This is a genomic window from Falsirhodobacter algicola (assembly GCF_018279165.1).
Taxonomy (GTDB): Bacteria; Pseudomonadota; Alphaproteobacteria; order Rhodobacterales; family Rhodobacteraceae; genus Falsirhodobacter; species Falsirhodobacter algicola.
Genome location: NZ_CP047289.1, coordinates 2,080,751 through 2,103,627, shown reverse-complemented (window position 1 = coordinate 2,103,627; position 22,877 = coordinate 2,080,751). Strand labels below are relative to the sequence as shown.

General features: G+C 68.0%; 24 protein-coding genes and 1 tRNA gene. 7 read left to right on the top strand and 18 right to left on the bottom strand.

The annotated features are described in order from the left end of the window. Positions 1-50: 50 nt before the first annotated feature. The 3 genes from GR316_RS10580 to GR316_RS10570 all read right to left on the bottom strand — a co-directional run bounded on the left by GR316_RS10580 (position 51) and on the right by GR316_RS10570 (position 2,652). Positions 51-470, bottom strand: coding sequence for a hypothetical protein (locus tag GR316_RS10580; protein ID WP_211783881.1), 420 nt, complete (start codon positions 468-470; stop codon positions 51-53). Positions 471-509: 39 nt separating this feature from the next. Beyond that, a complete protein-coding gene (coaBC, locus tag GR316_RS10575) occupies positions 510-1,712 on the bottom strand; it encodes a bifunctional phosphopantothenoylcysteine decarboxylase/phosphopantothenate--cysteine ligase CoaBC (RefSeq protein WP_211783880.1) in 1,203 nt (400 codons plus the stop codon). A 64-nt stretch (positions 1,713-1,776) separates the two neighbouring features. Continuing rightward, the gene (locus GR316_RS10570; protein WP_211783879.1) at positions 1,777-2,652 is read right to left on the bottom strand and encodes an RNA polymerase factor sigma-32; all 876 of its coding nucleotides are present in this window, start codon (positions 2,650-2,652) and stop codon (positions 1,777-1,779) included. A 259-nt stretch (positions 2,653-2,911) separates the two neighbouring features. Here GR316_RS10570 and GR316_RS10565 point away from each other — a divergent pair, with 259 nt between their 5' ends. Continuing rightward, positions 2,912-4,426 (top strand): YifB family Mg chelatase-like AAA ATPase, encoded by a 1,515-nt coding sequence (locus GR316_RS10565; RefSeq protein WP_211783878.1) that lies wholly within the window; start codon positions 2,912-2,914, stop codon positions 4,424-4,426. Here the strand turns inward: GR316_RS10565 and GR316_RS10560 are convergent. Then, complete coding sequence (locus tag GR316_RS10560) at positions 4,390-4,890, bottom strand: gluconokinase (protein ID WP_211783877.1); 501 nt, start codon at positions 4,888-4,890, stop codon at positions 4,390-4,392. The genes GR316_RS10565 and GR316_RS10560 overlap by 37 nt on opposite strands. Before the next feature lie 113 nt (positions 4,891-5,003). On the opposite strand from GR316_RS10560, the gene GR316_RS13885 reads away from it, so the two are divergent. Together GR316_RS13885 and GR316_RS10555 are read left to right on the top strand one after the other, a co-directional pair. Further along, a complete protein-coding gene (locus GR316_RS13885) occupies positions 5,004-5,132 on the top strand; it encodes a hypothetical protein (RefSeq protein ID WP_256442670.1) in 129 nt (42 codons plus the stop codon). Continuing rightward, the gene (locus tag GR316_RS10555) at positions 5,132-5,341 is read left to right on the top strand and encodes a hypothetical protein (protein WP_211783876.1); all 210 of its coding nucleotides are present in this window, start codon (positions 5,132-5,134) and stop codon (positions 5,339-5,341) included. Before GR316_RS13885 ends, GR316_RS10555 begins: the two co-directional genes overlap by 1 nt. On the opposite strand, the gene GR316_RS10550 is transcribed toward GR316_RS10555, so the two are convergent. From GR316_RS10550 to GR316_RS10535, 4 genes are read right to left on the bottom strand one after another with little or no spacing between them, the layout of a single operon-like run. Further along, positions 5,332-6,291: an aldo/keto reductase gene (locus GR316_RS10550; RefSeq protein WP_211783875.1), complete on the bottom strand. Its 960-nt coding sequence runs from the start codon at positions 6,289-6,291 to the stop codon at positions 5,332-5,334. The genes GR316_RS10555 and GR316_RS10550 overlap by 10 nt on opposite strands. A 49-nt stretch (positions 6,292-6,340) precedes the next feature. Next, positions 6,341-7,027: a purine-nucleoside phosphorylase gene (gene deoD / locus GR316_RS10545; protein WP_211783874.1), complete on the bottom strand. Its 687-nt coding sequence runs from the start codon at positions 7,025-7,027 to the stop codon at positions 6,341-6,343. Next, the gene (locus GR316_RS10540) at positions 7,024-7,677 is read right to left on the bottom strand and encodes a GntR family transcriptional regulator (protein WP_211783873.1); all 654 of its coding nucleotides are present in this window, start codon (positions 7,675-7,677) and stop codon (positions 7,024-7,026) included. The genes deoD and GR316_RS10540 overlap by 4 nt, the downstream gene beginning before the upstream one ends. After that, positions 7,674-8,348, bottom strand: coding sequence for a M48 family metallopeptidase (locus tag GR316_RS10535; protein ID WP_211783872.1), 675 nt, complete (start codon positions 8,346-8,348; stop codon positions 7,674-7,676). Before GR316_RS10535 ends, GR316_RS10540 begins: the two co-directional genes overlap by 4 nt. Before the next feature lie 149 nt (positions 8,349-8,497). Here GR316_RS10535 and GR316_RS10530 point away from each other — a divergent pair, with 149 nt between their 5' ends. Together GR316_RS10530 and GR316_RS10525 are read left to right on the top strand one after the other, a co-directional pair. Next, on the top strand, positions 8,498-8,824 hold the full coding sequence (locus GR316_RS10530) for a TIGR02300 family protein (RefSeq protein ID WP_211783871.1): 327 nt from the start codon (positions 8,498-8,500) through the stop codon (positions 8,822-8,824). Positions 8,825-8,926: 102 nt separating this feature from the next. Beyond that, positions 8,927-9,002 (top strand) — tRNA-Ala (locus tag GR316_RS10525). A gap of 101 nt (positions 9,003-9,103) precedes the next feature. On the opposite strand, the gene GR316_RS10520 is transcribed toward GR316_RS10525, so the two are convergent. The 9 genes from GR316_RS10520 to GR316_RS10480 form a co-directional block, all read right to left on the bottom strand. Next, entirely contained in the window at positions 9,104-10,456 is a 1,353-nt protein-coding gene (locus GR316_RS10520) for an NAD(P)/FAD-dependent oxidoreductase (RefSeq protein WP_211783870.1), read from the bottom strand. Positions 10,457-10,494: 38 nt separating this feature from the next. Continuing rightward, positions 10,495-11,379, bottom strand: coding sequence for an ABC transporter permease (locus GR316_RS10515; RefSeq protein ID WP_211783869.1), 885 nt, complete (start codon positions 11,377-11,379; stop codon positions 10,495-10,497). A 16-nt stretch (positions 11,380-11,395) separates the two neighbouring features. After that, on the bottom strand, positions 11,396-12,346 hold the full coding sequence (locus tag GR316_RS10510; RefSeq protein ID WP_211783868.1) for an ABC transporter permease: 951 nt from the start codon (positions 12,344-12,346) through the stop codon (positions 11,396-11,398). A gap of 72 nt (positions 12,347-12,418) precedes the next feature. After that, positions 12,419-14,071: a peptide ABC transporter substrate-binding protein gene (locus GR316_RS10505; RefSeq protein ID WP_211783867.1), complete on the bottom strand. Its 1,653-nt coding sequence runs from the start codon at positions 14,069-14,071 to the stop codon at positions 12,419-12,421. A 79-nt stretch (positions 14,072-14,150) separates the two neighbouring features. Continuing rightward, entirely contained in the window at positions 14,151-15,482 is a 1,332-nt protein-coding gene (locus GR316_RS10500; RefSeq protein ID WP_211783866.1) for an NAD(P)/FAD-dependent oxidoreductase, read from the bottom strand. A 1-nt stretch (position 15,483) separates the two neighbouring features. Beyond that, positions 15,484-16,194: an SDR family NAD(P)-dependent oxidoreductase gene (locus tag GR316_RS10495; protein ID WP_211783865.1), complete on the bottom strand. Its 711-nt coding sequence runs from the start codon at positions 16,192-16,194 to the stop codon at positions 15,484-15,486. Then, positions 16,185-16,703 (bottom strand): MarR family winged helix-turn-helix transcriptional regulator, encoded by a 519-nt coding sequence (locus GR316_RS10490; protein WP_211783864.1) that lies wholly within the window; start codon positions 16,701-16,703, stop codon positions 16,185-16,187. Before GR316_RS10490 ends, GR316_RS10495 begins: the two co-directional genes overlap by 10 nt. A 213-nt stretch (positions 16,704-16,916) precedes the next feature. After that, a complete protein-coding gene (locus tag GR316_RS10485) occupies positions 16,917-18,560 on the bottom strand; it encodes an ABC transporter ATP-binding protein (RefSeq protein WP_249218766.1) in 1,644 nt (547 codons plus the stop codon). Positions 18,561-18,724: 164 nt separating this feature from the next. Continuing rightward, positions 18,725-19,663, bottom strand: a complete 939-nt coding sequence (locus GR316_RS10480; protein ID WP_211783863.1) for a DMT family transporter — start codon at positions 19,661-19,663, stop codon at positions 18,725-18,727. A gap of 73 nt (positions 19,664-19,736) precedes the next feature. On the opposite strand from GR316_RS10480, the gene ade reads away from it, so the two are divergent. Next, a complete protein-coding gene (gene ade / locus GR316_RS10475; protein ID WP_211783862.1) occupies positions 19,737-21,428 on the top strand; it encodes an adenine deaminase in 1,692 nt (563 codons plus the stop codon). Here ade and GR316_RS10470 read toward each other — a convergent pair. Next, complete coding sequence (locus GR316_RS10470) at positions 21,425-21,991, bottom strand: YqgE/AlgH family protein (RefSeq protein WP_211783861.1); 567 nt, start codon at positions 21,989-21,991, stop codon at positions 21,425-21,427. The genes ade and GR316_RS10470 overlap by 4 nt on opposite strands. A gap of 92 nt (positions 21,992-22,083) precedes the next feature. Between GR316_RS10470 and GR316_RS10465 the strand changes: the two genes are divergently transcribed. Beyond that, a complete protein-coding gene (locus GR316_RS10465) occupies positions 22,084-22,872 on the top strand; it encodes a protein-disulfide reductase DsbD domain-containing protein (RefSeq protein WP_211783860.1) in 789 nt (262 codons plus the stop codon). Positions 22,873-22,877 lie beyond the last annotated feature (5 nt).

The window sequence follows — 22,877 nt, the reverse complement described above, 5'->3', positions numbered from 1 at the left end:
CCTCTCGTCATTGCCGCGCGACCGTAGAAGGCCGCAAAGCCAAGGGCAACCTATTCGGCCGGCAGGACGGGCGCGCCGGTCACGACATCGTTCGTGACGGCCACGACCAGCGTGTAGGACGACGCCTCCACCCCCGGTGCGGCGCCGACGGCGATGGTGTAATCGCCCTCTTCGCTCAGCACGGCGGAAAAGGCCTGACCGTTGCAGCCGCCGGTGAAGGTCGGCTCGGTCGCGGCGGGGGTATAGAGGGTGAAGCACGCCCCCGCCTGATCGGCGTCGAGCGTCACGTCGAGGATCTGCCCCTCGGCGGCGGTCAGGACATAGCGGTCATCCGCCGCGCCGGAGACGCGGCCCGACAGCGTGGCGCTGGTCGCGCCTTCGGGAAACGCGATCCGCTCCAGCGGTTCGGCGGCTTGGGCGATGCCGGTGAAGGCCATGGCGGCCAGCGCGGCAAGAACGATGCGGGACATGATGGCCCCTCCTTTCCTGTCCGGGCAAACGTGGAAAGGTCAGTCCGGGTTCCCTGCCAGCGCCGCGGCCACGGCCTGCGCAAGGCGGCGCGCGACCGCGTCCTTGGTCATGCGGGGCCATGCCTCGGCACCCTCTGCACGGATCACCGTCACCTCGTTCTCCGTCCCGCCCATGATGCCCGTGGCGGGGGAAACATCGTTCGCCACGATCCAGTCGCAGCCCTTGCGCGCCCGTTTGGCGGTGGCATGGGCGATGACATCGTTGGTTTCGGCGGCAAAGCCCACCACGAGCGGCGGGCGGTTCGGCGCATGGGACAGGGTGCGCAGGATGTCGGGATTTTCGGCGAAGTGCAGCGCGGGCATGCCCCCCGCCCCCTTCTTCACCTTGGAGGTGGCGGCGTTCACCACATGCCAATCGGCCACGGCGGCGGCAAGGATCGCGGCATCGGCGGGCAGTGCATCCTCTACGGCGGCCAGCATCTCGCGCGCCGTCTCCACCCGGATGACGGTGGCGCCTGCGGGCGGCGGCACGCTGGCCGGCCCGGTGACGAAGGTGACGCGCGCGCCCAGCGCCATCAGCGCCGCCGCGATGGCCGTCCCCTGCGCCCCCGAAGAGCGGTTGGCGATATAGCGGACCGGGTCGATCGGTTCATGCGTGGGACCGGAGGTGACGAGGATATGCCGCCCCGCGAGCGGCCCCTCCGCCAGCGCCGCCTCCACCGCCGCGACGATGGCCAGCGGCTCGGCCATGCGCCCCGGCCCGTATTCGCCGCAGGCCATCACGCCGTCATCCGGGCCGACGAAGGCGATGCCGTCGCCGCGCAGGGTGGCGATATTACGCTGCGTCGCCGGGTGATCCCACATGCGCACGTTCATCGCGGGGGCCACCAGCACCGGCGTGTCCGTCGCCAGCAGCAGCGTGGAGGCCAGATCGTCCGCCCGCCCCTGCGCCATGCGCGCCAGAAGGTCGGCCGTGGCCGGCGCCACCACCACCAGATCGGCCGAGCGGGAGAGTTGGATATGCCCCATCTCCGCCTCGTCCGTCAGATCGAAGAGATGTTCGTGCACCTTCGCGCCCGCCAGCGCCGATACGGACAGGGGCGTGACGAATTCGGTCGCGGCGCGGGTCAGGACCGGCGTCACGGATGCGCCGCGTTCGGTCAGGCGGCGGATCAGGTCCAGCGCCTTGTAGGCGGCGATGCCGCCGCCGATGATCAGCAAGATGCGTTTTGCCTGAAGCATGAAGCCCTCCGTCCTGTCAGAGGTATGACGGGACGAAGGGCGACTCAATGGGCGATGGCCGGGATCAGAGGAAGTGGTGCACTTCGCGGCTCTGGGCTTCCAGCGCGCGGCGCATCTTGTTGAAGGCCGCGGCCTCCAGCTGGCGCACGCGTTCCTTGGACAGGCCCAGTTCCTCACCGAGGCTTTCCAGCGTGCGGGGCGCGTCGCGCAGCTTGCGCTCGGTCACGATGAAACGCTCGCGCGGGTTCAGGCCCTGAATGGCCGAGATGAGCCAGCTGCGCAGGCAGGCCGCGTCATGCGCGCCCTCCACCTGCTCGGCCGCCTGCACGGCGTCGTCTTCCAGCGCGTCGATCCATTCGCGGCCCTCCTCGTCCGAGGATTGAGTCGCGTTCAGCGAGAAGTCGGTGCCGGAAAGACGGCCCTCCATCATCTCCACATCCGCCAGCGGCACGCCCACTTCGGTCGCGATCATGTGGCGAAGCTGATGGCTGTCGAGCGATTCGCCCCGCGCCTCCGCCTCGCGCTCCAGCTTGGCCTGCACGCGGCGCATGTTGAAGAACAGCGCCTTTTGCGACGAGGTGGAGCCGGTGCGCACCATCGACCAGTTGCGCATGACGTAATCTTGGATCGAGGCCTTGATCCACCACACGGCATAGGTGGAGAAGCGCACCCCGCGATCGGGGTCGAACTTGTCGGCCGCCTTCATCAGGCCAAGGCTGGCCTCTTGGATCAGGTCGTTCATCGGGGCCCCGTAGCGACGGAATTTCGCCGCCATGGAGATGGCCAGACGCATATAGGCCGTGATAAGGCGGTGCAGCGCGGCCTCGTCGCGCTGGTCACGCCATGCATAGGCCAGCTTCAACTCGGTTTCCGCGTCCAACAGCTCTGCCTTCATGGCGCGGCGGGACATCGTCTGATCGCTGAAGGCGTCGAGCGGCATCTCTGGGTTCCCTCTTTCTGTCCTGCGGTCTCTTGACCCGGGATCTTTCCGCCCCACCTTCCGGAAGGGCAGCTTCCCGTTTTCAGGAAGGCAACACCGTGCGCGGCGCCCTAGTTCCCAAAAAATGTGCTTCAAGGCGATTATTTTTGGAACCGGCGGCATTCCCCCAAGGAAAACAGGTCTGCGGCGCGGTGCGGAAAGGTTCCATTAACCAATACGAAACGCTTCCCCGATAGGCCGGTGCCATCTGGGGGAAAGCATGGTCACACGCGCCTATACCGTCGCCTTCGAAGGGGTCGAGGCCCGCTTGGTGGAGGTGCAATGCGCCGTCTCGCCGGGCCTGCCGGCCTTTGCCATCGTCGGCCTGCCCGACAAGGCCGTGAGCGAGGCGAAGGAGCGCATCCGCGCCGCCCTCGACGCCATGAGCATCGCGCTTCCGTCCCGGCGCATCGCTATCAACCTCTCCCCCGCCGATCTGCCGAAGGAAGGCTCGCATTTCGATCTGCCGATCGCGCTGGCGCTGCTGGCCGCGATGGACATCCTGCCCCCCGACGAGGTGGAAGCCACGGTCAGCCTCGGCGAATTGTCGTTGGATGGGCGGTTGATGCCGGTGCTAGGGGCGCTTCCGGCGGCGATGGCGGCGGCGGAGGCCGACCGGGCGCTGATCTGCCCCCGCGCCTGCGGGGCCGAGGCCGCGTGGATCGGCGCGACCGAGGTGCTGGCGGCGGGATCGCTGCTGGATGTGGTGCGCCATCTGACCGGGCAGGCGCATCTGCCCCCCGTCGATCCGGCCGAGGCGCTGCCCGATGCCCCCATGCGCGATCTGCGCGACGTGAAGGGTCAGGAACGGGCCAAGCGCGCGCTGGAGATCGCGGCCGCCGGGCGGCACCATCTTTTGATGGTCGGAACGCCGGGATCGGGGAAATCGATGCTGGCGGCCCGCCTGCCCGGCCTGCTGCCGCCGCTCTCGCCCATGGAGGCGCTGGAAACCTCCACGATCCATTCGGTTGCGGGGCTGTTATCGGGGGGGATCCGCCGCCAGCGCCCGTTCCGCGCGCCGCATCACACGGCCTCGGCGGCGGCGATCACCGGGGGCGGACGCGGCGCCCACCCCGGAGAGATGAGCCTTGCCCATAACGGCGTTCTGTTCCTCGACGAATTGCCGGAGTTTCCCCGCGCGGTGCTGGAAACGCTGCGCCAACCGATCGAGACGGGGGAGATCGTGGTCGCCCGCGCCGCCGCCCATATCCGCTATCCCTGCCGGTTCCTCTTGGTGGCGGCGGCCAATCCCTGCCGCTGCGGCTACATGTCCGATGCGGCGCGCGCCTGCGCCCGTGCCCCGGCCTGCGGCGAGGATTACCTTGGCCGTGTCTCCGGCCCTTTGCTGGATAGGTTCGACATGCGCCTCGATGTGCCATCCGTTGCGTGGAGCGATCTCGACGCGCCGGCGGCGGGCGAGGATACGGCCACCGTCGCGGCGCGCGTAGCGGCGGCGCGCGCGGTGCAGGCGCGGCGCTTCGACGGTCATGGCATCCGCACCAATTCGGAGGCCGAGGGCGCGCTCCTCGATGCCGTCGCCACGCCCGATGCGGAGGGGCGCGCGCTGCTGGCGCGGGTGGCCGATCGGTTCGGTCTGTCGGCGCGCGGCTATCACCGGGTGCTGCGGGTGGCGCGCACCATCGCCGATCTGGACGCCAGCGCCGAGGTGCGCCAGCCCCATATCGCCGAAGCGGTCGGCTACCGGCTGGCCTCGGCCCGCGCCATGGCAAGCTGAATGTCGCGGACGATGCCCTCTACGGGCTGATCGATGTCCACGGGGGCCGCCATCTCGTCCGGGCCGGGGGGCTGAAGATCGGCAAGCTGGCTTTGCAGCAGCACTTCGGGCATGAAATGCCCACTGCGCCGCCGCATCCGCTCGGCGATGACGCCGGGCGCACCCGTCAGATGGATGAAGAGGATCTCCCCCGCCTCCTGCCGCAGCAGATCGCGATAGGCGCGTTTGAGCGCCGAGCAGCCGAGGATGCGCGGCTGTTCCGCCAGCGCCGCACCGACGCGGCGCAGCCAAGGCCAGCGGTCTTCGTCGGTCAGGGGGATGCCCTTGGCCATCTTTGCGACTGCGGCATCCGAATGCAGGATGTCGCCGTCCAGATAGGGCAGGCCGATGGCCGCCGCGAGGGCGTTGCCCACCGTCGTCTTGCCGCAGCCGGACACGCCCATCAGAACCATGCGATCGATCATGCCGCAGAGCTAGCACACCGCGCGCCTTGCGGCAAATGCATGGCGACCTTCCCGAAAGAGGCATGGTGCGCCATCCCCCATGCCCCTAGATCAGAGGCATGAAGGAGAATGCCATGACCGCTGCTGCCAAGCCCGATGCCGGCACCGCCGCCCTTGCCTATTACACCCGCCCTGCGGCGCCGCCCGCGAAGGCGCCCGACCTTGGCCACTTGGATCAGATGTTCGGCTACTACGCCGCCTGATGCCGATCCTGTTCCTCCTTGGGATCGCGGCGTTCTTCGTGCTGTCTTGGTGGTGGCACCGCAGCCGGACGCTGACGCGCGATTGCCGCTGGCGCGAGGATCGCGCCCGCGCCCCCGAGGGGCGATCCTTTTTCCATTGCGTCGTCTGCGGCGCCGAAACGGACCTGCCGCGCGGCGAAGAGCCGCGCCACTGTCTGCGTCAGCAGTAACGCTCCACCGCCATGGACTGGTGATCGCCGTAGCGGTCGCCCCATGCGAACCCCGCGGGCAGGATGCGCCCGATCTCGGCCAGATCCTCGGCCGAGGGGTGCACGTCCAGCCAGTCGCGCAGATGCTCGGCCGTGCGGGTGCCCGGAATGGGGATGATGTGATCCCCCTGCGCCAGCACCCAAGCAAGGGCCGTGCCCGACACGGTCCAGCCGCGATCGCGGCAAAAGGCGCGGAACGGCTCGATCGCGGCGATATTGGCCGCGAAGTTCGGCTCGACGAAACGGGGATTGGTGTGGCGGAAATCGACGCCGGACCGGAAATCCGCGCGCGTCGGCGCGTGCTCCCCGAACATCCCCCGCCCCAAAGGCGAAAAGGCGACGAAGGCCACGCCCAATTCGCGGCAGGTTTGAAGCAGCCCCAGTTCTGGCTGCCGCGTCCAGAGCGAGTATTCGTTCTGCACCGCCGTCACCGGATGTTCGGCATGGGCGCGGCGCAAAGTATAGGGCGCGATCTCCGACAGGCCGTAGCCGCCGATCTTCCCCTCTTCGATCAGGCGCGCCATCGTGCCGGCGACCTCTTCGATCGGAACCTTCGGATCGTGCCGGTGCATGTAGTACAGCTCGACATGATCGCGCTTCAGCCGGCGCAGCGATTCCTCGAGGCAAGCCCGGATGTAGGGCTCGGAATTGTCGATGCTGCGCGGCGGGCCGGACACGATGCCGCATTTCGTCGCCACCGTCGCGGCCCGGCCCCAGCGCCCGATCACCGTCTCCGACACGCCAAGGCCATAGACGTTGGCGGTGTCGATCATCGTGATGCCCGCCTCCTGCGCGGCATCGAGCGTGCGCAGCGAGGCCTCTTCGTCGGTGGCCCCGAACATGCCGCCGAAGCTCATCGCGCCAAGCCCGATCTCGCCGACGCGCAGCGCGCCAAGTTGCCGTTGTCTCATGGCCGTCCCTTTCGATGATGGGCCACTCAACGCCCGCGAATCGGTTTGGTCAAGCGTGGGCGGCGTGCAGCGCCACCTCCACCATGCGTGCGAAACTGCGCTCGCGCTCCTCGGGCGGCAGGCTCTCGCCCGTCAGCAGATGGTCCGAGATGGTGCAGACCGCCAACGCCCGCACCTTGTGCCGCGCCGCAAGGGCGTAAAGCTCCGCCGCCTCCATCTCCACGGCCAGAACGCCATGGCGGCGCATCTGTTCGCCGAGATCGGCCCGCTCGTCATAGAAGGTGTCGGAGGAATAGATCTGCCCCACATGCGCCTCGGGGGCGGCGGCGGCGGCGCGGCTCAGCAGGCCGAAATCGGCGGTCGGGGCAAAGCACAGCTCGCGGAAGATCGTGGCCGAGGGGTAGCCCGCATGGCAGGCCGACATCGCCAGCACCAGATCGCGCACCTTCACATCCGGCTGCATCCCGCCCGCCGATCCGATGCGGATCAGATTGCGCGCGCCCATGCGGATCAATTCGTTCACATAGATGGAGAGCGAGGGCATCCCCATTCCCGTGCCCTGCACGGTGACCCTGCGGCCCTGCCATATGCCGGTATAGCCGTACATGCCGCGGATGGCGTTCACCTCCACCGCATCCTGCAGGAAGGTCTGGGCGACCCAGCGGGCGCGCAACGGATCGCCCGGCAGCAGCACGGTCTCGGCGATCTCGGCCTCGGGGTTGATGTGGTGGGTCATGTCCTCTCCCATCCGGCAAGGTGGCGCAGGCCTTGCGTGACGTCGGTGCGCACCGCCAGCCGCAGGCCCGGCTCGTCCCCCGCCTGAAGCGCGGCGAGGATGTGGCGATGATGCGCGGGCGGTTCGTTGCGCCGCAAGCGGCTGTAGAGGGCGCGCATGGTCGGGCCAAGCTGCAACCACACCGTTTCCAGAAGCGCCAGCATCGCCGGGGCCTGCGCCCGCAGATAGAGCGTGCGGTGGAATTCGAGGTTGGTGCGGATATAGCCGACAGCGTCGCTTTTCGCGACGGCCTCGGCATTGGCCATGTTGATGGCGGTCAGCCGGTCGATCAGCGCGAAATGGGCGCGCGGCAGGGCGCGGCTGGCCATCTCCGGCTCCAGGAGCGAGCGGATCGCGGCCAGTTCCTCGATCCGTTCGGGCGACAGTTCGGGCGTCGCGACCCGCCCCGAGGAGGAGAGCGTGAGCGCCCCTTCGGCCACCAGCCGCCGCACCGATTCGCGCGCCGGCGTCATCGACACGCCGTAATCGCGGCCGATCCCGCGCAGCGTCAGCGCCTGACCGGGCGCGAGTTCGCCATGCATGATGCGGGTGCGCAGCGCCCGATAGACGCGTTCATGCGCGGATGTGGTGTCGGCGCGGGGACGGATCATGCGAAGCGCCACGACAGCAGGGCCTGCCCTTCGGGGCCGCGCAGCCATGCTCGCCGCGCGGGATAATCGGGGCAAAGCCGCTCGACCACCGCCCAGAAGTCGGGGGAATGGTTCATCTCCTGCAGATGCGCGACCTCGTGGGCGGCGACGTAATCCAGCACCTCCGGCGGGGCCATGATCAGCCGCCAGCTGAACATCAGCGCCCCGTCCGAGGTGCAGCTGCCCCAGCGGCTGCGCGTGTCGCGCAGGGTCAGGCGGCAGAAGGGGCGGCCGATCGTGGCGGCGTGGCGGTCGCAGGCGGCGGCCAGCCGGTCGCGGGCGCGGGCGCGCAGCCATGCCTGAAGGCGGGAGGCGATGGGCTGGGGCACCAGCAGCCGCGCACCCTCGAGGCGCAGGGGGCCGGTGGCGGCCTCGATCCGCACCTCTTGCCCCTCTAGGGGCAAGCGGGTGCCTTCGCCCACCATATGGGCAGGCGTCATGTCCGCCAGCGTGCCGCGCAGCCAATCGGCATGGCGCCCGGCAAAGGCCAGCGCCTCGGCCTCGCGGGCGCGGGCGGGCATGGACAGCGTGACCCGCCCATCGATCCGGCTGACCCGCAGCGAGAAGCGCCGCGCCCGCGCCGACCGGCGCAGCACCAGATCCACCCCCGGCAGGTCGGTCAGGACAGGCATGGCTTCCTCCATCGTCACAGGCGCAGATTAGCCTTGCATTCGGCGGGGGGAACCCCCATCTGTGCGCCTTCGAAAGCCTTTGACAGCCGCGCGCGCCTGTGGCAAGCGACGGCGCGACTTCATCCGCCACCCCTTTGAAGGAACCTGACATGCCCAAAGAGGACTGGGGCACGAAGCGGGTTTGCCCCACCACCGGCAAACGCTTCTACGACCTGAACCGCACGCCCATCGTCAGCCCCTACACGGGCGAGGTGGTCGATGTCGAAAGCGCGCGCCGCAAGGCGGCATCGGCCGTCATCAGCCGCGTGGTGAACGACAAGGACGATTCCAATCTGGTCGAGGATCTGGACGGCGAGGACCTGCTGGAGGACGACGCCGCCGCAGAGACCGATGACGACCTGCTGGAAGACGACAGCGACGACAACGTCTCGCTGGACGAACTGGCCGATGTGGCGGGCGACGAGGACGAAAGCTGATCCTCGACTTTTTTCGGAGCCGGACGCGAATTTTCCACTTGCGCGGCTCCGAAAGCTCTCATAGAAGGCCCGAGCACGCCGGGAACGGCGGGCACACCCGGTGGGGTCATAGCTCAGTTGGGAGAGCGCTTGAATGGCATTCAAGAGGTCGGCGGTTCGATCCCGCCTGGCTCCACCAAAATTCTCCTGAACGGTTTCAGGTCGATTTTCCCAAAACATCTTCCGATCGCATCCGGGACGACTGGCATCTGCCGTCGCCCCTGAACTGCGTTTCGCCGATCAACGCTGGATCACGCTGCCCTTGGGGCTGATGCGTGTGCCGTCGCTGAACCGGTGCAGGCGGAAGGGCGTGAGATCGACCACCGGGGCCGCGCCGGTGATCAGATCCGCCGCAAGGCGCCCTGCCCCGGTGCCCAAGCCGAATCCGTGCCCCGAGAATCCGGTGGACACGAACAGCCCCGGAATTCCGCCCTTCACCCCTTCGGTGCCCGAGATGACCGGCACCACATCGGGCAGCACGTCGATATAGCCGCCCCATTTCTGCGCCACCTTCGCATGTCGGAAGGCGGGATGGGCCCTGCGGACCACCTCCAGCGCGCGGTCGATGCGCGCGTCGTCGGGGGCGGGATCGAGAACGCGGGCCTTCTCGAAGGGGCTGACTTCGGCCGGGCCCCAGCGGCGTGGGGTGCGCAACCCTTCAAGGAAGGACGGCCCCACCCCAAGGCTGATATTGCGCCATTCGGCCCGCAGCGTCGGCGCGAAGGCCCGCAGCAGGCGCAAGCTGTCGGGCGTCAGTTGATAGCGGCTGGGCAGCGCCGAGGCGACGGTGTAGCCGCCATCCGCCCGCCGCCGCATCGCGAAATCGCGGTATTTGAGATGCCCCTCCGGCCCGTCCGGCACCGGCTCGGTGCGCAGTACGCTGCCCTTGGTGCGCAGTTGCGGCAGTTCGATCCCCAGATTTCCGAGGAACAGGCGCGACCACACGCCCCCCGCCACCAGCACGGCCGAACAGGCGATATGCCCTCGTTCCGTCACGACGCCCGACACGCGGCCCGCCTGCGTTTCCACCACGCGCACGGCACAATCCTGATGGATGCCGACACCGCGCGCCAAAAGGGCGCGGGCCATGGCGGGAACGGCGGTCTGCGGTTCGGCCCGCCCGTCATAGGGCGCGTGCAGCGCCCCCACCACATCGAGCGCAAGGCCCGGACATTGCGCCATCACCTCGGCGCGCGACAGCAGTTCGGCCGGAACGCCATGGGGCGCAAGCTCGCGGATGGCCTCGCGCTCAAGCTCCAGCGCGGCCTCGGTCGCGCAGAGATAGGTCGCCCCGCATTGGACATAGCCGGTGCCGCCGCCGATGCGCGCATCCATCCCCGCCCAGAGGCGGCGGGATTCGGCCATGAGGGGCAGTTCGCGGACATCGCGATGCGTCAGGCGGACCCAGCCCCAGTTGCGGCTCGATTGCTCGCCCGCGATATGGCCCTTTTCGCACAGCGCGACGCTCAGGCCCCGCTCCGACAGTTCCAGCGCCGTGCAGACCCCGGCGATGCCGCCGCCGATGACCACCACATCGGCATGGCGGGGCAGTTCGGGGCTGTTGCCCACGCGGTCGGGTTCAGGTCCGGGCATCGGGACGGCTCCGTTCGGTAAGAAGGGTCTGTGTCATATCAGCGTTCCTGCGCGCGGCTGTCGAAGGCATCGCGCAGACCGTCGCCGATGAAGTTGAACCCGGTGACGGCAATGGTGATCGCGACGCCCGGCACGATGGCCAGCCACGGCGCCGAGGCGAGGTATTGCTGCGCCCCGTTCAGCATATTGCCCCAGCTGGGCAGCGGTGGCTGGATGCCATAGCCGAGGAAGCTGATATAAGCCTCCAAGAGGATGGCGCGGGCGACGGTCAGGGTCGCGGCCACGATGATCGGGCCGATGGCGTTGGGCAGAAGCTCGCGGAACATGATCCAGCGGCGCGACAGGCCGAGCATATGCGCGGCCTGCACGAAATCCTGATTGCGCAGGGATTTCACCTCGGCCTCGACGATGCGGGCGACCTCCATCCAACTGGTCGCGGCGATGATGACCGCGATCATCACCGGGCCGGGCTGAATGAAGGCGGCCAGCGCCAGCAGCAGGAACACCGACGGGAAGGAGAGGAAGGCATCCACGAGGCGCATCAGCACCGCGCTGACCCGCCCGCCGTAATAGCCCGACACGACCCCCACGACCGAGCCGATGCCGGTCGCAATGATCATCACGGCAAAGCCCACCGCCATGGAGATCTGGCCCGCTTGGAACAGCCGCGCCGCGATGTCGCGGCCCAGCGGGTCCGTGCCGAAGATATGCGCCCCGGTGCCGGGCGGGGCGAAGCGGGCGCGCAGGTCGATCTGCAATTCGTCATAGGGCAGCAGATAGGGGCCGAGGAAGCAGGCGGCCGTCAGCCCGGCCACCATGATGAGGCCGATCAGCGCAAGGCGGTGCTTCAGGAACCGGCGCAGGGCGCGCGATTTCAGGACGGGTCGGCCGGTGGCGACGGGGCGGGATGCGACAGCGCTCATGGTCGGGGACCTTTCTTCAGGCAAGGCGGATGCGCGGATCGATGAGGGCGACGATCAGGTCTGCGGCAAGGTTGCCGACCAGCACCAGTATCGCCGAGGCCATGAGCAGTCCCATGACCACCGGGTAGTCGGAATAGCCGAGACTATCGAGGAACAGCCGCCCCATACCCGGCCATGTGAACACCGTCTCGGTCACGAGGGCACCGCCCAGTACGGTGGGCAGTTGCAGGCCCGCCAGCGTGACCATCGGCACCAAGGAATTGCCGACGATATGGCGCAGCAGGACGCGGCGGCGGCTGAGCCCCTTGGCGCGGGCGGTGCGCACGAAATCCTGATTGATGACGGTCAGGGTGGAGGTGCGCATGTAGCGGCTCCAGATCGCGACATCGACCAGCGCCAGCACCATCGCCGGCAGGATCAGGTGGCGCAGGTAATCCAGCGCCGATCCGTCGCCGACCGTGTACATGTTCCCCGCCGGCAACCATCCGAGCGAGAGCGAGAAGATGTAGATCGCGATCAGGCCGAACCAGAAGGTCGGGATCGACAGGGCGATCATCGCAAAGACGGTCATCGTGTAATCGAAGCCCGAGCCGCGTTTCAGCGCGCTGAAGATGCCGATCGTGCTGCCCAGCGTGACGGAAATCACGGTCGCCGTGCCCATCAGCAGCAGCGTGGCGAAGATGTGGCGTCCGATCACCGCCAGCACCGGCTGACCATCGCGGTAGGAGGCGCCCCAGTCGCCGACGATCATGTGGCGAAACCATTCGATGTATTGCACCGGCAGCGGCCGATCGAGGCCCATCTGCGCCGCGATCTTGTCCAGCTGTTCCTGCGTCATGCCGGGGCTGAGGGCGAATTGCGACAGCGGCCCCCCGGGCGCGAGGTTCAGCACGGCGAACCCGATGAAGGAGACGATGATCAGGAGAAGCAGGCTCTGCCCGAGCCGTGATCCGAGATAGCGCAACATGCCGGAGGCCCTTTCGCTGATGGGGGGGATGCGGGCCGCCCCGAAGGGCGGGCCCGCGGTTCGGCCGAAGGATCAGCCGCGCGTCCAGTCGCGGACGTTCCACGTGTCGATGCGGTTGTTCACGTTCGAGGCCGGGCCGGACACGTCGTCCTTGCGGCCCTTGATGACGGCGTATTGGAACATCGGCAGGAAGGGCAGATCCTCGCGGATCACCTCCTGAAGTTCCTCATAGATCGCCTTGCGTTCTTCGGGCACGAAGCTCGATGCGCCCGCGACCAGAAGCTCGTCCACCCGCTCGCTCTGATAGGCGAAGGTGTTCTGCCCCGCCCCGCCCCGCGCGGGCGACATGCTCGACATGAAGAAGCTGGAGGTGTCGGGATCGGCCCCGGCAAGGGTGTTCAATCCCACGACCACCGTGTCGAATTCCGAATTCATCCAGTAATCGCCCCACATGACGGCGGGGGGGAAGTTCTTGATCTCCATCTTCACGCCGATCGCGCCGAAGGTCTGCTGGATGAACTGCTGGGCCTGTTCGCGCAGGTGGTTCCCCGCGGTGGTGGAGTTGGTGAATTCCAGCCGCACGCCGTCCTTCTCGCGCACGCCGTCGGCGCCGGGCATCCAGCCCGCCTCGTCCAGCAGGGCCGCCGCCTTCTCCAGATCGAACTCATGCTGGGGCAGCTGGTCGTTGTAGTAGTAGGACTGCTGCGGCATGTAGGTTTCGGTCGGGGTCGGCACGCCGTAATAGAGCGCGTCGATGATCGAGGTCTTGTCCAGCGCGGCATAGAGCGCTTTGCGCACCGCCGGGTCCTGGAACTGCGGGCGCATCATGTTCAGCCCGAGGGATTCGAACGTGGCGGTGCCGGCCACGGTCACGACCTTGTTCGGCAGCGTCTCGGCCTCGGCCAGATGGTCGGGGGTGATGTACTGCATGCCGACCACGTCGATGTCGCCGGATTTGAACTGGGTGTAGAGGACGTTGAGGTCGGGGACGTATTTGATGATCAGCGTCTTCAGGAACGGCCCGTCCATGTGATACTCGCCATTCGCCTCCAGCTCGATATGATCGCCCGCCATCCGGTTCTTGAAACGGAACGGCCCGGTGCCGATCGGGGCGTTGTTGAAGGGGGCGGTGTTCGCATCCTCCACCCCGTCGAAGGCGTGCTTGGGAATGATGTAGGTGGAGGCGAGGATCGCCGCCATCGGCGCGAAGGGCTCGCTCATCTCCCATGTCAGTTCGGTATCCGACACGACGGTGATGTTGCGCATGAAGGAATAGCCGGTGGAGCGGAAGGACCGGAAATCGGGATCGACCGTCAGTTCCAGCGTGAATTTCACATCCTCGGCGGTGAAGGGCGTACCGTCATGCCATGTCACGCCGTCCTTCAGCTTCAGCCGCCACGACAGGCCATCCTCGGAGATGCCGCCATTGGCGACGGTCGGCACCTCGGTCGCCAGAATCGGGAACAGCGCGCCTTCGGGATCGAAATCGAACAGCGTGTCGAAGACGGCGTAGTACACGCCCTCGTCCACCTCGATATGCGGCATCAGCGGGTTGAAGACCGTCGGCTCCTGCGAGAAGGCGAGCACGATCTGCCCCGAAGGATCGGCATTGGCGGCAAAGGCGCGGTCGCGCCCGATCATCGCCGGCCCCATCAGGCCCGCCGCCCCCATCAGCGTCAGCGCCTGACGGCGGTTCATATGGCCCGTGCGTGTCGTGTCTGTCATGGTGTCATTCCCTGTTGTTGTCTCGCAAGATCGAGGAAGGACGGCGCGCGCTTGCGATTCGCGCGCCAGAGGGGACGGATCAGAACCCGCTGAGGATCTCGATCCGCGAGCCGTCGGTGAACCGGCTGAACCGGAAGGGTGCGGGATCGACCAGCGGGGCGCGGCCGATCACGAGGTCCGCCGCCAGTCGCCCCGCCGCCGGTCCGATGCCGAAGCCATGCCCCGAAAAGCCGGTGGCGATGTGGAAGCCCGGGATCGCCTCGATCGGAGAGATCACCGGGATCGCATCGGGGGTCACGTCGATCGCCCCGGCCCAGCGTTGCGCGATCTCGGCTTTGGCGAAGATCGGATAGACGCGGCGCAACTCCTCCAGCGCGCGGTCCTGAAAGCCGGTCGCGGGCTTGGGATCGAGGACGCGGTCGTATTCGAAGGGGCTCGCCTCATCCAGCGCCCAGCGGTTGGGGATCCGCGCCTCGTCGAGGGAGCGCAGCCCCGCGCGGAACACCAGCGCCTTCCATTCGCCCTTCAGCGCGGGCATGAACTCGCGCATGAAACGGAAGCTATCGGGCACGATATCGGCGATGTTGCGCGATCCGACGGCGATGGTGTAACCGCCATCGGCCCGCTTGCGCAGCGCGAAACGGTCGGCCCAGAGGGCGCATTCCGGCCCGCCCGCCAGCGGCTTCGTGCGGATGACCGAGTTCTTCACCTTCAGTTGCGGCAGCCGCAGCCCGCTGTTGCGCGCAAAGAGGCTGGACCACGCCCCGCCCGCCAGCACCACCTGCTCGCAGGCGATGGGGCCGCGCTCGGTCACGATGCCGCAGACGGCCCCGGCCTGCGTCTCGATCCCGCGGACGGCGCATTCGGTCAGCACATGGGCCCCGCGCGCACGGGCGGCTTCGGCGATGGCGGGGGCGGCGCGCTGGGGTTCGGCCCGCGCGTCGTCGGGGGTGTGCAGCACGCCCTTCACCCCAAGCTGCGCGCCGGGGAACAGACCGTCCAGCGCGGCGCCCATGACCATGTGGCTGTCGACCCCGTAATCGCGCAGGATGCCCAGCCATTTTTCGTGCTTGGCGACATCCGCATCCGTCCGGCAGGCAAAGGCGATACCGCTGCGCGTGAAGCCCAGATCGCGCCCGGTGCGTTCGGCGAGCGTCGGCCATATCTCCAGCGCCTTCAGCATCAGGGGGATCTCGCGCGGGTCGCGGCGGCTGACGCGCACCCAGCCCCAGTTGCGGCTGGACTGTTCGTGCCCGATGCCGCCCTTTTCGCAGAGCGCGACCTTCAGGCCGCTTTCGGCCAGTTCCAGCGCGGTCGAGGCGCCGATGATGCCCCCGCCGATGACCACCACATCCACCTTCTGCGGCAGGTCGGTATCACCATGGAACGGGACGACGAAGGGACCGGGCATGTCAGAAGGACTCCTCAAGCTGGCAGTTGATGCAGAACTCGGCCACGCTGGCCTCGTTGGGCAGATCGATCAGCAGGGCGACGGCGCGGGCGATATCGCCCGGCTGCGTCATGGCCGCTGCGGGGCGGTCGGTCAGGCCGGCGGCCATGTCGGTGGCGACATAGCCGGGGCAGACGGCGACCGCGCGGATGCCTTGGTCATAGCCCGCATGGCGCAGGGCATGGGCCAGCCCCACCACCGCGAATTTCGACACGGCATAGGATCCGGCACGCGCCGATTTCACGCGCTTGCCCGACAAGGACCCCATCAGCACGACCCGCCCCCGCCCCGAGGCCGCAAGCGCCTCCCAACAGGCGGCGGCAAGGCGGCGTGGCGCGTGCACGTTGATCTCCAGAAGATGCGCCATGTCGGCATCGGTGATGTCCACCACCGTCTGCGGCACCATCACGCCGGCATTGGCGATCACCGCGTCGATCCGGCCGAAACGGGCCATGGCGGCGCCCTGCCAGCGGGTGGCGGCGTCCGGGTCCGCCGCGTCATAGGGGACGGTTTGCACGCGGTCCGGCATGTCGCTCGCCCAATCGGGCATCTGCGGCGTCCGCATCCCGAGCGAGACGTTCCACCCCGCCCCCAGCAGTGCCTGTGCGATGGCGGCCCCGATGCCGCGCCCCCCGCCCGAGATCAGGGCCACGCGCCCTTCCATCAATCCCATCCTGCCCTCATCTGCATATAGACCCGGCGGAGCAGGCCCATGAACTGCTCCCGCTCCTCGGGGTCGATGAAGTTGAAGAAGTCGCGCTCCTGCTCGCGGACGATGTCGCGCACCTCGTCGGCCAAGGCATGGCCGCGGGGGGTGACGAACAGGGCATGGGCGCGCTGATCGTCGGGGGCGCATTCGCGGCGGATGACCTTCGCCCCCACCAGCGTGTCGATGATGCGGCCCGCCGCAGGGCGGTCGCGCATCAGCACGTCGGCGATCTGCGACGGGCGGATGCCTGGATAGCGGTCCACCAGCAGCAGGGCCGTGATCTTGCCCTTGCCGCGCGCGATCTCCAGATGCGCCATGCGCCGGTCCAGATCCCGCGACACCGCCCCATCGAGAGAGCGGATGAACCAGCTAAACGCGCCTTCCAGCACGTCGATCCGCAGGCCCGCAATCTCGAGGCCGGGGCTGTCGCCATCCGGTTCGGGACGGCCAAAGGAATGCGCGTGTCCTGTCATACCGCCCATGACGGATGCCGCGCCCACCCCGGACAAGGGAAAGGCAAAACGCCCCCCGGAATTAGTTGTGAAAAACAACTATTGCGCAGAAACCGCGCAGAAGCGGGCGCCCTCATCCGCAGGTTGTGGAAAATCGAAGCAGAGGGCGAACGGCGGGCCGACATGCAAAAGGGCGGCCGCAGCCGCCCTTCGGGGATTCGCCTCGTGGCCGCCTCAGGCCGCGTCGGCGCCCGGAATCGCGCCCACCAGCGCGCGGGTATAGGGGTGTTGCGGCGCGCGGAAGATCTGCGAGGGCGGGCCGTATTCCACCATCTTGCCGCGATGCATCACCAGAATGTCGTCGCTGATCTGGCTGGCGACGCGCAGATCGTGGGTGATGAAGACCATCGCCAGCTTTCGATCGCGCCGAATCTCGTCCAGCAGTTCCAAGACCTGCGCCTGAATCGACACATCCAGCGCCGAAACCGCCTCATCGGCCACGATCACCTCCGGATCGAACATCAACGCGCGGGCGATGCCGACACGCTGGCGCTGCCCACCGGAGAATTCGTGCGGATAGCGGTCGAAGGCCGAGGGGTCGAGCCCGACCTGCGCCAGCAGCGCCTCGGCCTTGAGGCGGGCGTCGCGGCGGGTCAGCAAGTTGTGCGCCGCCGGCCCCACCGTCAACGCCTGCCCGATGGTGAAGCGCGGGTTCAGGGAGGCATAGGGGTCCTGAAAGATCATCTGCATGCGCGGGCGCAGCGGGCGGAAGTTCTCCTCGTCCAGCGCGAGCGTGTTTTCCCCCTGAAAGCGGATCTCGCCGGAATCGGCGGAGATCAGCTTCATCAGCACCTTGCCCATGGAGGATTTACCCGATCCCGATTCCCCGACGATGCCCAGCGTTTCGCCCTTGTGGAGGGTGAAGCTGATGTCATCGACCGCCTTTACCTCGCGCACCCGGCCCAGAAAGCCGCTGCGCGTGCGGTAGGTCTTGTGCAGGTTGCACACCTGAAGGGCGACGGGGCGCGTCGTCTCGCGCCGCCGATCCTCGTCGCGCATCCGGGGCACGGCGGCGATCAGCTTGCGGGTATAGGGATGGCGCGGCGTATCGAGGACGGCGCGCGCAGGCCCCTGCTCCACCAGATCGCCCTTCTCCATCACGATCACCCGGTCCGCGATCTGGGCGACCACGCCGAAATCATGGGTGATGAACATCACGCTCATGCCCTTGCGGCGCTGAATGCGGCGGATCAGCTCGAGGATCTGGGCTTGGGTCGTCACATCGAGCGCGGTCGTCGGCTCGTCCGCGATCAGCACGTCGGGATCGAGCGCCAGCGCCATCGCGATCATCACCCGCTGTCGCTGGCCGCCCGACAGATGGAACGGATACTGATGCTGGATCAGCGCGGGATCGGGCAGGCCCACCTCGGTCAGCATCTCCACCACGCGGTCCGCGCGGGAGGCGGGCGGCCCCGCATCATGGGCGTCCAGCACCTCGCGGATCTGCTGACCGATGGTCATCAGCGGGTTCAGCGCCGACAGGGGGTCCTGAAAGATGATGGAGACATGCCGCCCGCGCAGACGGCGCAGCTCCGCCTCGGGCAGGGACAGGAGCGCGCGGCCCTTGAAGTCGATCTCGCCGGCCGCGACGGTCATCACATCGGGCAGCAGGCCCAGCACCGTGTTCGCCGTCACCGATTTGCCCGACCCCGATTCACCGATGATGCAGAGGATCTCCCCCGGCATCAGATCGAAGCTGACATCGCGCACGGCGAAGGCGCGGTCGTGCTTGCCCGGCAGCGCCACCGAAAGGCCGCGCACGGACAGCACGGGATCGGGATCGGGTACGGGCACGGGGCCCGGATCGGTCATGCTCATCAGGTATCCTGTCGTTTGTCATTTTTATACAGGATCAGCCAATGCAACCTATGGGCGCATGGCAACCGCCCCACCCCCGCATCGTGCCTGGGAACCCGCCGCCCTGCCCGCCGAGGCGGCATCCGGGCGGCGGCGTGATGAAAAATGACGCGTCCGGTGCAGGATCAGACCTGCGGCGACATCGCCTTGCGCTGACGGTTGCGCTCCAGCCCCAGCCGACGTTCGCGCCAGATGATGAGGCAGCCCGCCGTCACGATCACCGCCGCCCCCACCAGCATCACCAGCGTCGGTACCTCGCCGAAGAAGACATAGCCGATGGCCAGCGCAAAGATCATGGAGGCATAGTCGAAGGGCGCGATCAGCGAGGCATGGGCCTCGCGGAAGGCCTGCGTCATGAAGATCTGCGCCGTGCCGCCCAGAAGCCCGGCCAGCACGAGGCACCCCGCCTCCGGCCCGGTCGGGACGACCCAGCCGAAGGGCAGCGTCGTCAGCGACAGCACCGTGGAGGTGACGGTGAACCAGAACACGATCGCCGAGGTCTTTTCGGTGGCGACCATCTTGCGGATGAACACCCCCGCCAGCGCCGAGCAGACCGCCCCCGTCAGCGCCAGCATCGCGCCCAGCGCCGCCGCCTCGTCCGCGCCTTCGCCGTTCAGGATCGTCAGCCGGGGCCAGAGGACGATCATCACCCCCGCCATGCCCAGCGCGACCGCCCCGAGGCGGAAGGCCCGCACCTCCTCGCCGAGGAACATGGAGGCGAAGATCACGGTCAGAATCGGCGCGGCGTAGTTCAGGGCTGTCACCTCGGGCAACGGCAGATAGGCCAGCGCGCTGAAGCCAAAGCCCATCGCCATCGTTCCCGCCACCCCGCGCCAGACATGGCCGAGCATGCTTTCGACCCGGAGGCCAGTCCGCAATTCGCCCCGCATGGCCAGCCAGCCGAGGATGATGGGCAGCGCGAAGAACGAGCGGAAGAACACCGCCTCCCCCGGGGGAACCCGGTCCGAGGCCGCCTTGATCAGCGATGCCATGATGATGAAGATCAGCACCGAGCAGACCTTCAGCGCGATGCCGCGCAGCGGACGGGATGCGGGGGGATTCATGGGAAGCGGCCTATCGTCTTGACGGCCCACGTCATCACTGTTCCCCTGCACATGCAAGCCAAAGGAGACGACGATGACCGACCTTGCCCGCCGCATCGACCAAGGACGCGGCGCCAGCCCTGCCGACCTCGTGCTGAAGGGCGGACGCGTGTTCGACCTGATCACCGGAGAGTTGGTGGAGATGGACGTGGCCATCTGCGGCGATCGCATCGTCGGCACCTTCGAACGCTACGAGGGCCTGCGCGAGATCGACTGCACCGGCCGCATCCTCGTGCCCGGATTCATCGACACGCATCTGCACATCGAATCTTCGCTCGTGACCCCGTTCGAATTCGACCGTTGCGTCACCCCGCGCGGCGTCACCACCGCCATCTGCGATCCGCACGAGATCGCGAATGTCTGCGGGCTGGAGGGGATCCGCTACTTCCTCGACGCCTCGGCGCAGACGGTGATGGACATCCGCGTGAACCTCTCCTCCTGCGTGCCCTCCACGCATATGGAGACGGCGGGCGCCGAACTCGGGGCCGAGGATCTGGCCCCCTTGGCCGATCATCCCCGCGTCATCGGCCTTGCCGAATTCATGAACTTCCCCGGCGTCCTGATGAAGGATCCGGGCTGCATGGCCAAGCTGGAGGCCTTTGCCGGGCGGCATATCGACGGCCATGCCCCGCTGCTGCGCGGGCGCGATCTGAACGCCTATGTCGCCGCCGGCATCCGCACCGAACACGAGGCGACCACCGCCGAGGAAGCGCGCGAGAAGCTGCGCAAGGGGCTGCGCGTGCTGATCCGCGAGGGCTCCGTCTCCAAAGACATGGAGGCGCTGGCCGAGATCCTGACCGAGCGGACCTCGCCCTATCTGTGCCTGTGCACCGATGACCGCAACCCGCTGGACATCGAGGAGCATGGCCATCTCGATTACATGATCCGCACCCTGATCGCCCGCGGCTGCCCGCCGCTGGCCGTGTACCGTGCCGCCAGCCTTTCGGCCGCCGAAGCCTTCGGGCTGAAGGATCGCGGCCTGATCGCGCCCGGTCTGCGCGCCGATATCGCGGTGATCGATTCGCTCGAATCCTGCAAGGCGAGCATGGTGCTGTCGGGCGGCGTGATCGCCGACGAAGAAGCCTTCGCCGCGCGCGGCACCACGGCGCCGGTCGCGCGGAACTCGGTCCGTGCCCCGGCGGTCGATGCCTCCGCCTTCCGCCATCCCGGCAACATCGTGGAAACGCCGGTCATCGGCATCCTGCCCGGCAAGATCATCACCGAGCATCTGACCGAATCCATCGCGCCCACCGAAGGCGACAAACGCCCCGACCCCGCGCGCGATCTGATCCGCATCGCGGTGGTGGAACGCCACGGGCGCAACGGCAACATCGCCACGGGGTTCGTGAAAGGCTTCGGCCTGAAGCGCGGGGCCATCGCCTCGACGGTCTGCCATGACCATCACAACATCGCCGCGGTCGGCGCCGATTACGAGGATATGGCGCTGGCCGTCGCCCGCCTCGGCGAGATCGAGGGCGGGTTCGTCGTCGTCGCGGAGGGGGAGGTTCTGGCCGAACTCGCGCTGCCGGTCGCCGGCCTGATGAGCCTCGAGCCGTTCGAGGAGGTGCGCGACCGGCTGATCGCCCTGCGCGCCGCCGCTCGCACGCTTGGCGTGACGTTGGAGGAGCCGTTCCTGCAGCTCGCTTTCCTTGCGCTTCCGGTGATCCCGCATCTGAAGATCACCGATCGCGGCATGGTGGACGTGGACGCCTTTGCGCTGATCTAGGCGCGCCCACCGGCGGGGGACAGGACCAGCGGGTCCACCCCAAGGGCGCGCAGGTGGCTGACCCACTTGCCGCCCGCATCCTCGGCGAAGATAAGATCGGCCTCGGCCTGCGGCAGCATCAGCCAGTCGTTGCGGGCCAGTTCCTCTTCGAGCTGCCCCGGCCCCCAGCCCGAATAGCCGAGCGCGAGGATCGCCCGCGCCGGCCCGCCGCCATCGGCCAAGGCCTGCAGCACATCGAGCGTCGCCGTGACGCCGAAGCCGCCCTCGATCGTCATGGAGCCGGGGGAATCGTAATCGCCGCTGTGCAGCACGAAGCCCCGCCCGCGTTCGACCGGGCCGCCCAGATGCACGCGGATGTCGCGCCCCTCGTCGGCGCCGTCGATGTCCAGCTGCTCCAGCAGGTCCGAAAAGGCCAGCTCCTCCGCCGGTTTGTTGACGATGAGGCCCATCGCCCCGTCATCCGAATGGGCGCAGATCAGCACGACCGAGCGGTCGAACCGATCATCCCCCATGCCCGGCATGGCGATCAGGACAGCGCCCGAGAGATTGAGATCCTGCGTCATCCCTCTGATATGGAACGCCCCGCACCCCGCTCAAGCCGGTCGTGACTGGAAAGTGATTTTCCATTCGGCGCTGCGCGGATATCCTGCACCCCATGTTGCGATCCGTCCTTGCCTGTCTTGTCCTTGCCGCGTCCTCCGTTCCGGTGGTGGCGCAGGATCTGTCACATCTCGTTTCGGCCCGGATCCTGCCGGGCTGGAAGACGGCCGAAGGGACGCGGATGCTGGCGGTGCAGATCTCGCTCGCCGATGGGTGGAAGACCTATTGGCGCAGCCCCGGCGATGCGGGGATTCCCCCCGAATTCGACTGGTCCGGCTCCAGCAACATCGGCGCGGTCCGCTTTCACTGGCCCATCCCCGACGTGTTCCAGACCAACGGGATGGAGACGATCGGCTATCACCATCAGCTCGTCCTGCCGATCGAGGTGACGCCGCGCGACCCCTCCCGCCCGCTGCATGTGCAGGCCGAGGTGGATATGGGCGTGTGTTCGGATGTCTGCGTTCCGGCCTCGGTGCAGCTGGCGGCGGATCTGTCGGGCGCGGGGGCGGACGATCCGGCGATCCGCGCCGCGCTGGCCGATCAGCCCGTCCGCCAGCATGTGCCCGCCACCTGCACCATCTCCCCGATCGAGGACGGCCTGCGGGTCACGGCCCGCCTGTCGCTGCCGCCGCAGGGGCAGCATGAAACGGTGGTGCTGGAACCGGCGGACCCGACGATCTGGGTCTCCCCCGCCGAGGTGACGCGCGATGACGGCACCCTGATCGCGACCAGCGATTTCGTGTCACCGGCGGGCGGGCCCTTCGCGCTGGACCGTTCGGCCCTGCGGGTGACGGTGCTGGGTCGGGGCCGCGCGGTCGAAACGGTCGGCTGCCCCGCCGGATGACGGGG

Excerpts from the sequence above, each read along its gene's own strand:
- ade (WP_211783862.1), top strand. The coding sequence starts at position 19,737 with ATGACCGACCTTGCCCGCCGCATCGACCAAGGACGCGGCGCCAGCCCT.
- GR316_RS10470 (WP_211783861.1), bottom strand. The coding sequence starts at position 21,991 with ATGACGCAGGATCTCAATCTCTCGGGCGCTGTCCTGATCGCCATGCCG.
- GR316_RS10490 (WP_211783864.1), bottom strand. The coding sequence starts at position 16,703 with ATGACAGGACACGCGCATTCCTTTGGCCGTCCCGAACCGGATGGCGAC.
- GR316_RS10465 (WP_211783860.1), top strand. The coding sequence starts at position 22,084 with ATGTTGCGATCCGTCCTTGCCTGTCTTGTCCTTGCCGCGTCCTCCGTT.
- GR316_RS10495 (WP_211783865.1), bottom strand. The coding sequence starts at position 16,194 with ATGGGATTGATGGAAGGGCGCGTGGCCCTGATCTCGGGCGGGGGGCGC.
- coaBC (WP_211783880.1), bottom strand. The coding sequence starts at position 1,712 with ATGCTTCAGGCAAAACGCATCTTGCTGATCATCGGCGGCGGCATCGCC.
- GR316_RS10550 (WP_211783875.1), bottom strand. The coding sequence starts at position 6,291 with ATGAGACAACGGCAACTTGGCGCGCTGCGCGTCGGCGAGATCGGGCTT.
- GR316_RS10500 (WP_211783866.1), bottom strand. The coding sequence starts at position 15,482 with ATGCCCGGTCCCTTCGTCGTCCCGTTCCATGGTGATACCGACCTGCCG.
- GR316_RS13885 (WP_256442670.1), top strand. The coding sequence starts at position 5,004 with ATGACCGCTGCTGCCAAGCCCGATGCCGGCACCGCCGCCCTTGCCTAT.
- GR316_RS10515 (WP_211783869.1), bottom strand. The coding sequence starts at position 11,379 with ATGAGCGCTGTCGCATCCCGCCCCGTCGCCACCGGCCGACCCGTCCTG.
- GR316_RS10540 (WP_211783873.1), bottom strand. The coding sequence starts at position 7,677 with ATGATCCGTCCCCGCGCCGACACCACATCCGCGCATGAACGCGTCTAT.
- GR316_RS10570 (WP_211783879.1), bottom strand. The coding sequence starts at position 2,652 with ATGCCGCTCGACGCCTTCAGCGATCAGACGATGTCCCGCCGCGCCATG.
- GR316_RS10555 (WP_211783876.1), top strand. The coding sequence starts at position 5,132 with ATGCCGATCCTGTTCCTCCTTGGGATCGCGGCGTTCTTCGTGCTGTCT.
- GR316_RS10510 (WP_211783868.1), bottom strand. The coding sequence starts at position 12,346 with ATGTTGCGCTATCTCGGATCACGGCTCGGGCAGAGCCTGCTTCTCCTG.
- GR316_RS10560 (WP_211783877.1), bottom strand. The coding sequence starts at position 4,890 with ATGATCGATCGCATGGTTCTGATGGGCGTGTCCGGCTGCGGCAAGACG.
- GR316_RS10530 (WP_211783871.1), top strand. The coding sequence starts at position 8,498 with ATGCCCAAAGAGGACTGGGGCACGAAGCGGGTTTGCCCCACCACCGGC.
- GR316_RS10520 (WP_211783870.1), bottom strand. The coding sequence starts at position 10,456 with ATGCCCGGACCTGAACCCGACCGCGTGGGCAACAGCCCCGAACTGCCC.
- deoD (WP_211783874.1), bottom strand. The coding sequence starts at position 7,027 with ATGACCCACCACATCAACCCCGAGGCCGAGATCGCCGAGACCGTGCTG.
- GR316_RS10565 (WP_211783878.1), top strand. The coding sequence starts at position 2,912 with ATGGTCACACGCGCCTATACCGTCGCCTTCGAAGGGGTCGAGGCCCGC.
- GR316_RS10505 (WP_211783867.1), bottom strand. The coding sequence starts at position 14,071 with ATGACAGACACGACACGCACGGGCCATATGAACCGCCGTCAGGCGCTG.
- GR316_RS10580 (WP_211783881.1), bottom strand. The coding sequence starts at position 470 with ATGTCCCGCATCGTTCTTGCCGCGCTGGCCGCCATGGCCTTCACCGGC.
- GR316_RS10480 (WP_211783863.1), bottom strand. The coding sequence starts at position 19,663 with ATGAATCCCCCCGCATCCCGTCCGCTGCGCGGCATCGCGCTGAAGGTC.
- GR316_RS10535 (WP_211783872.1), bottom strand. The coding sequence starts at position 8,348 with ATGCCTGTCCTGACCGACCTGCCGGGGGTGGATCTGGTGCTGCGCCGG.
- GR316_RS10485 (WP_249218766.1), bottom strand. The coding sequence starts at position 18,560 with ATGAGCATGACCGATCCGGGCCCCGTGCCCGTACCCGATCCCGATCCC.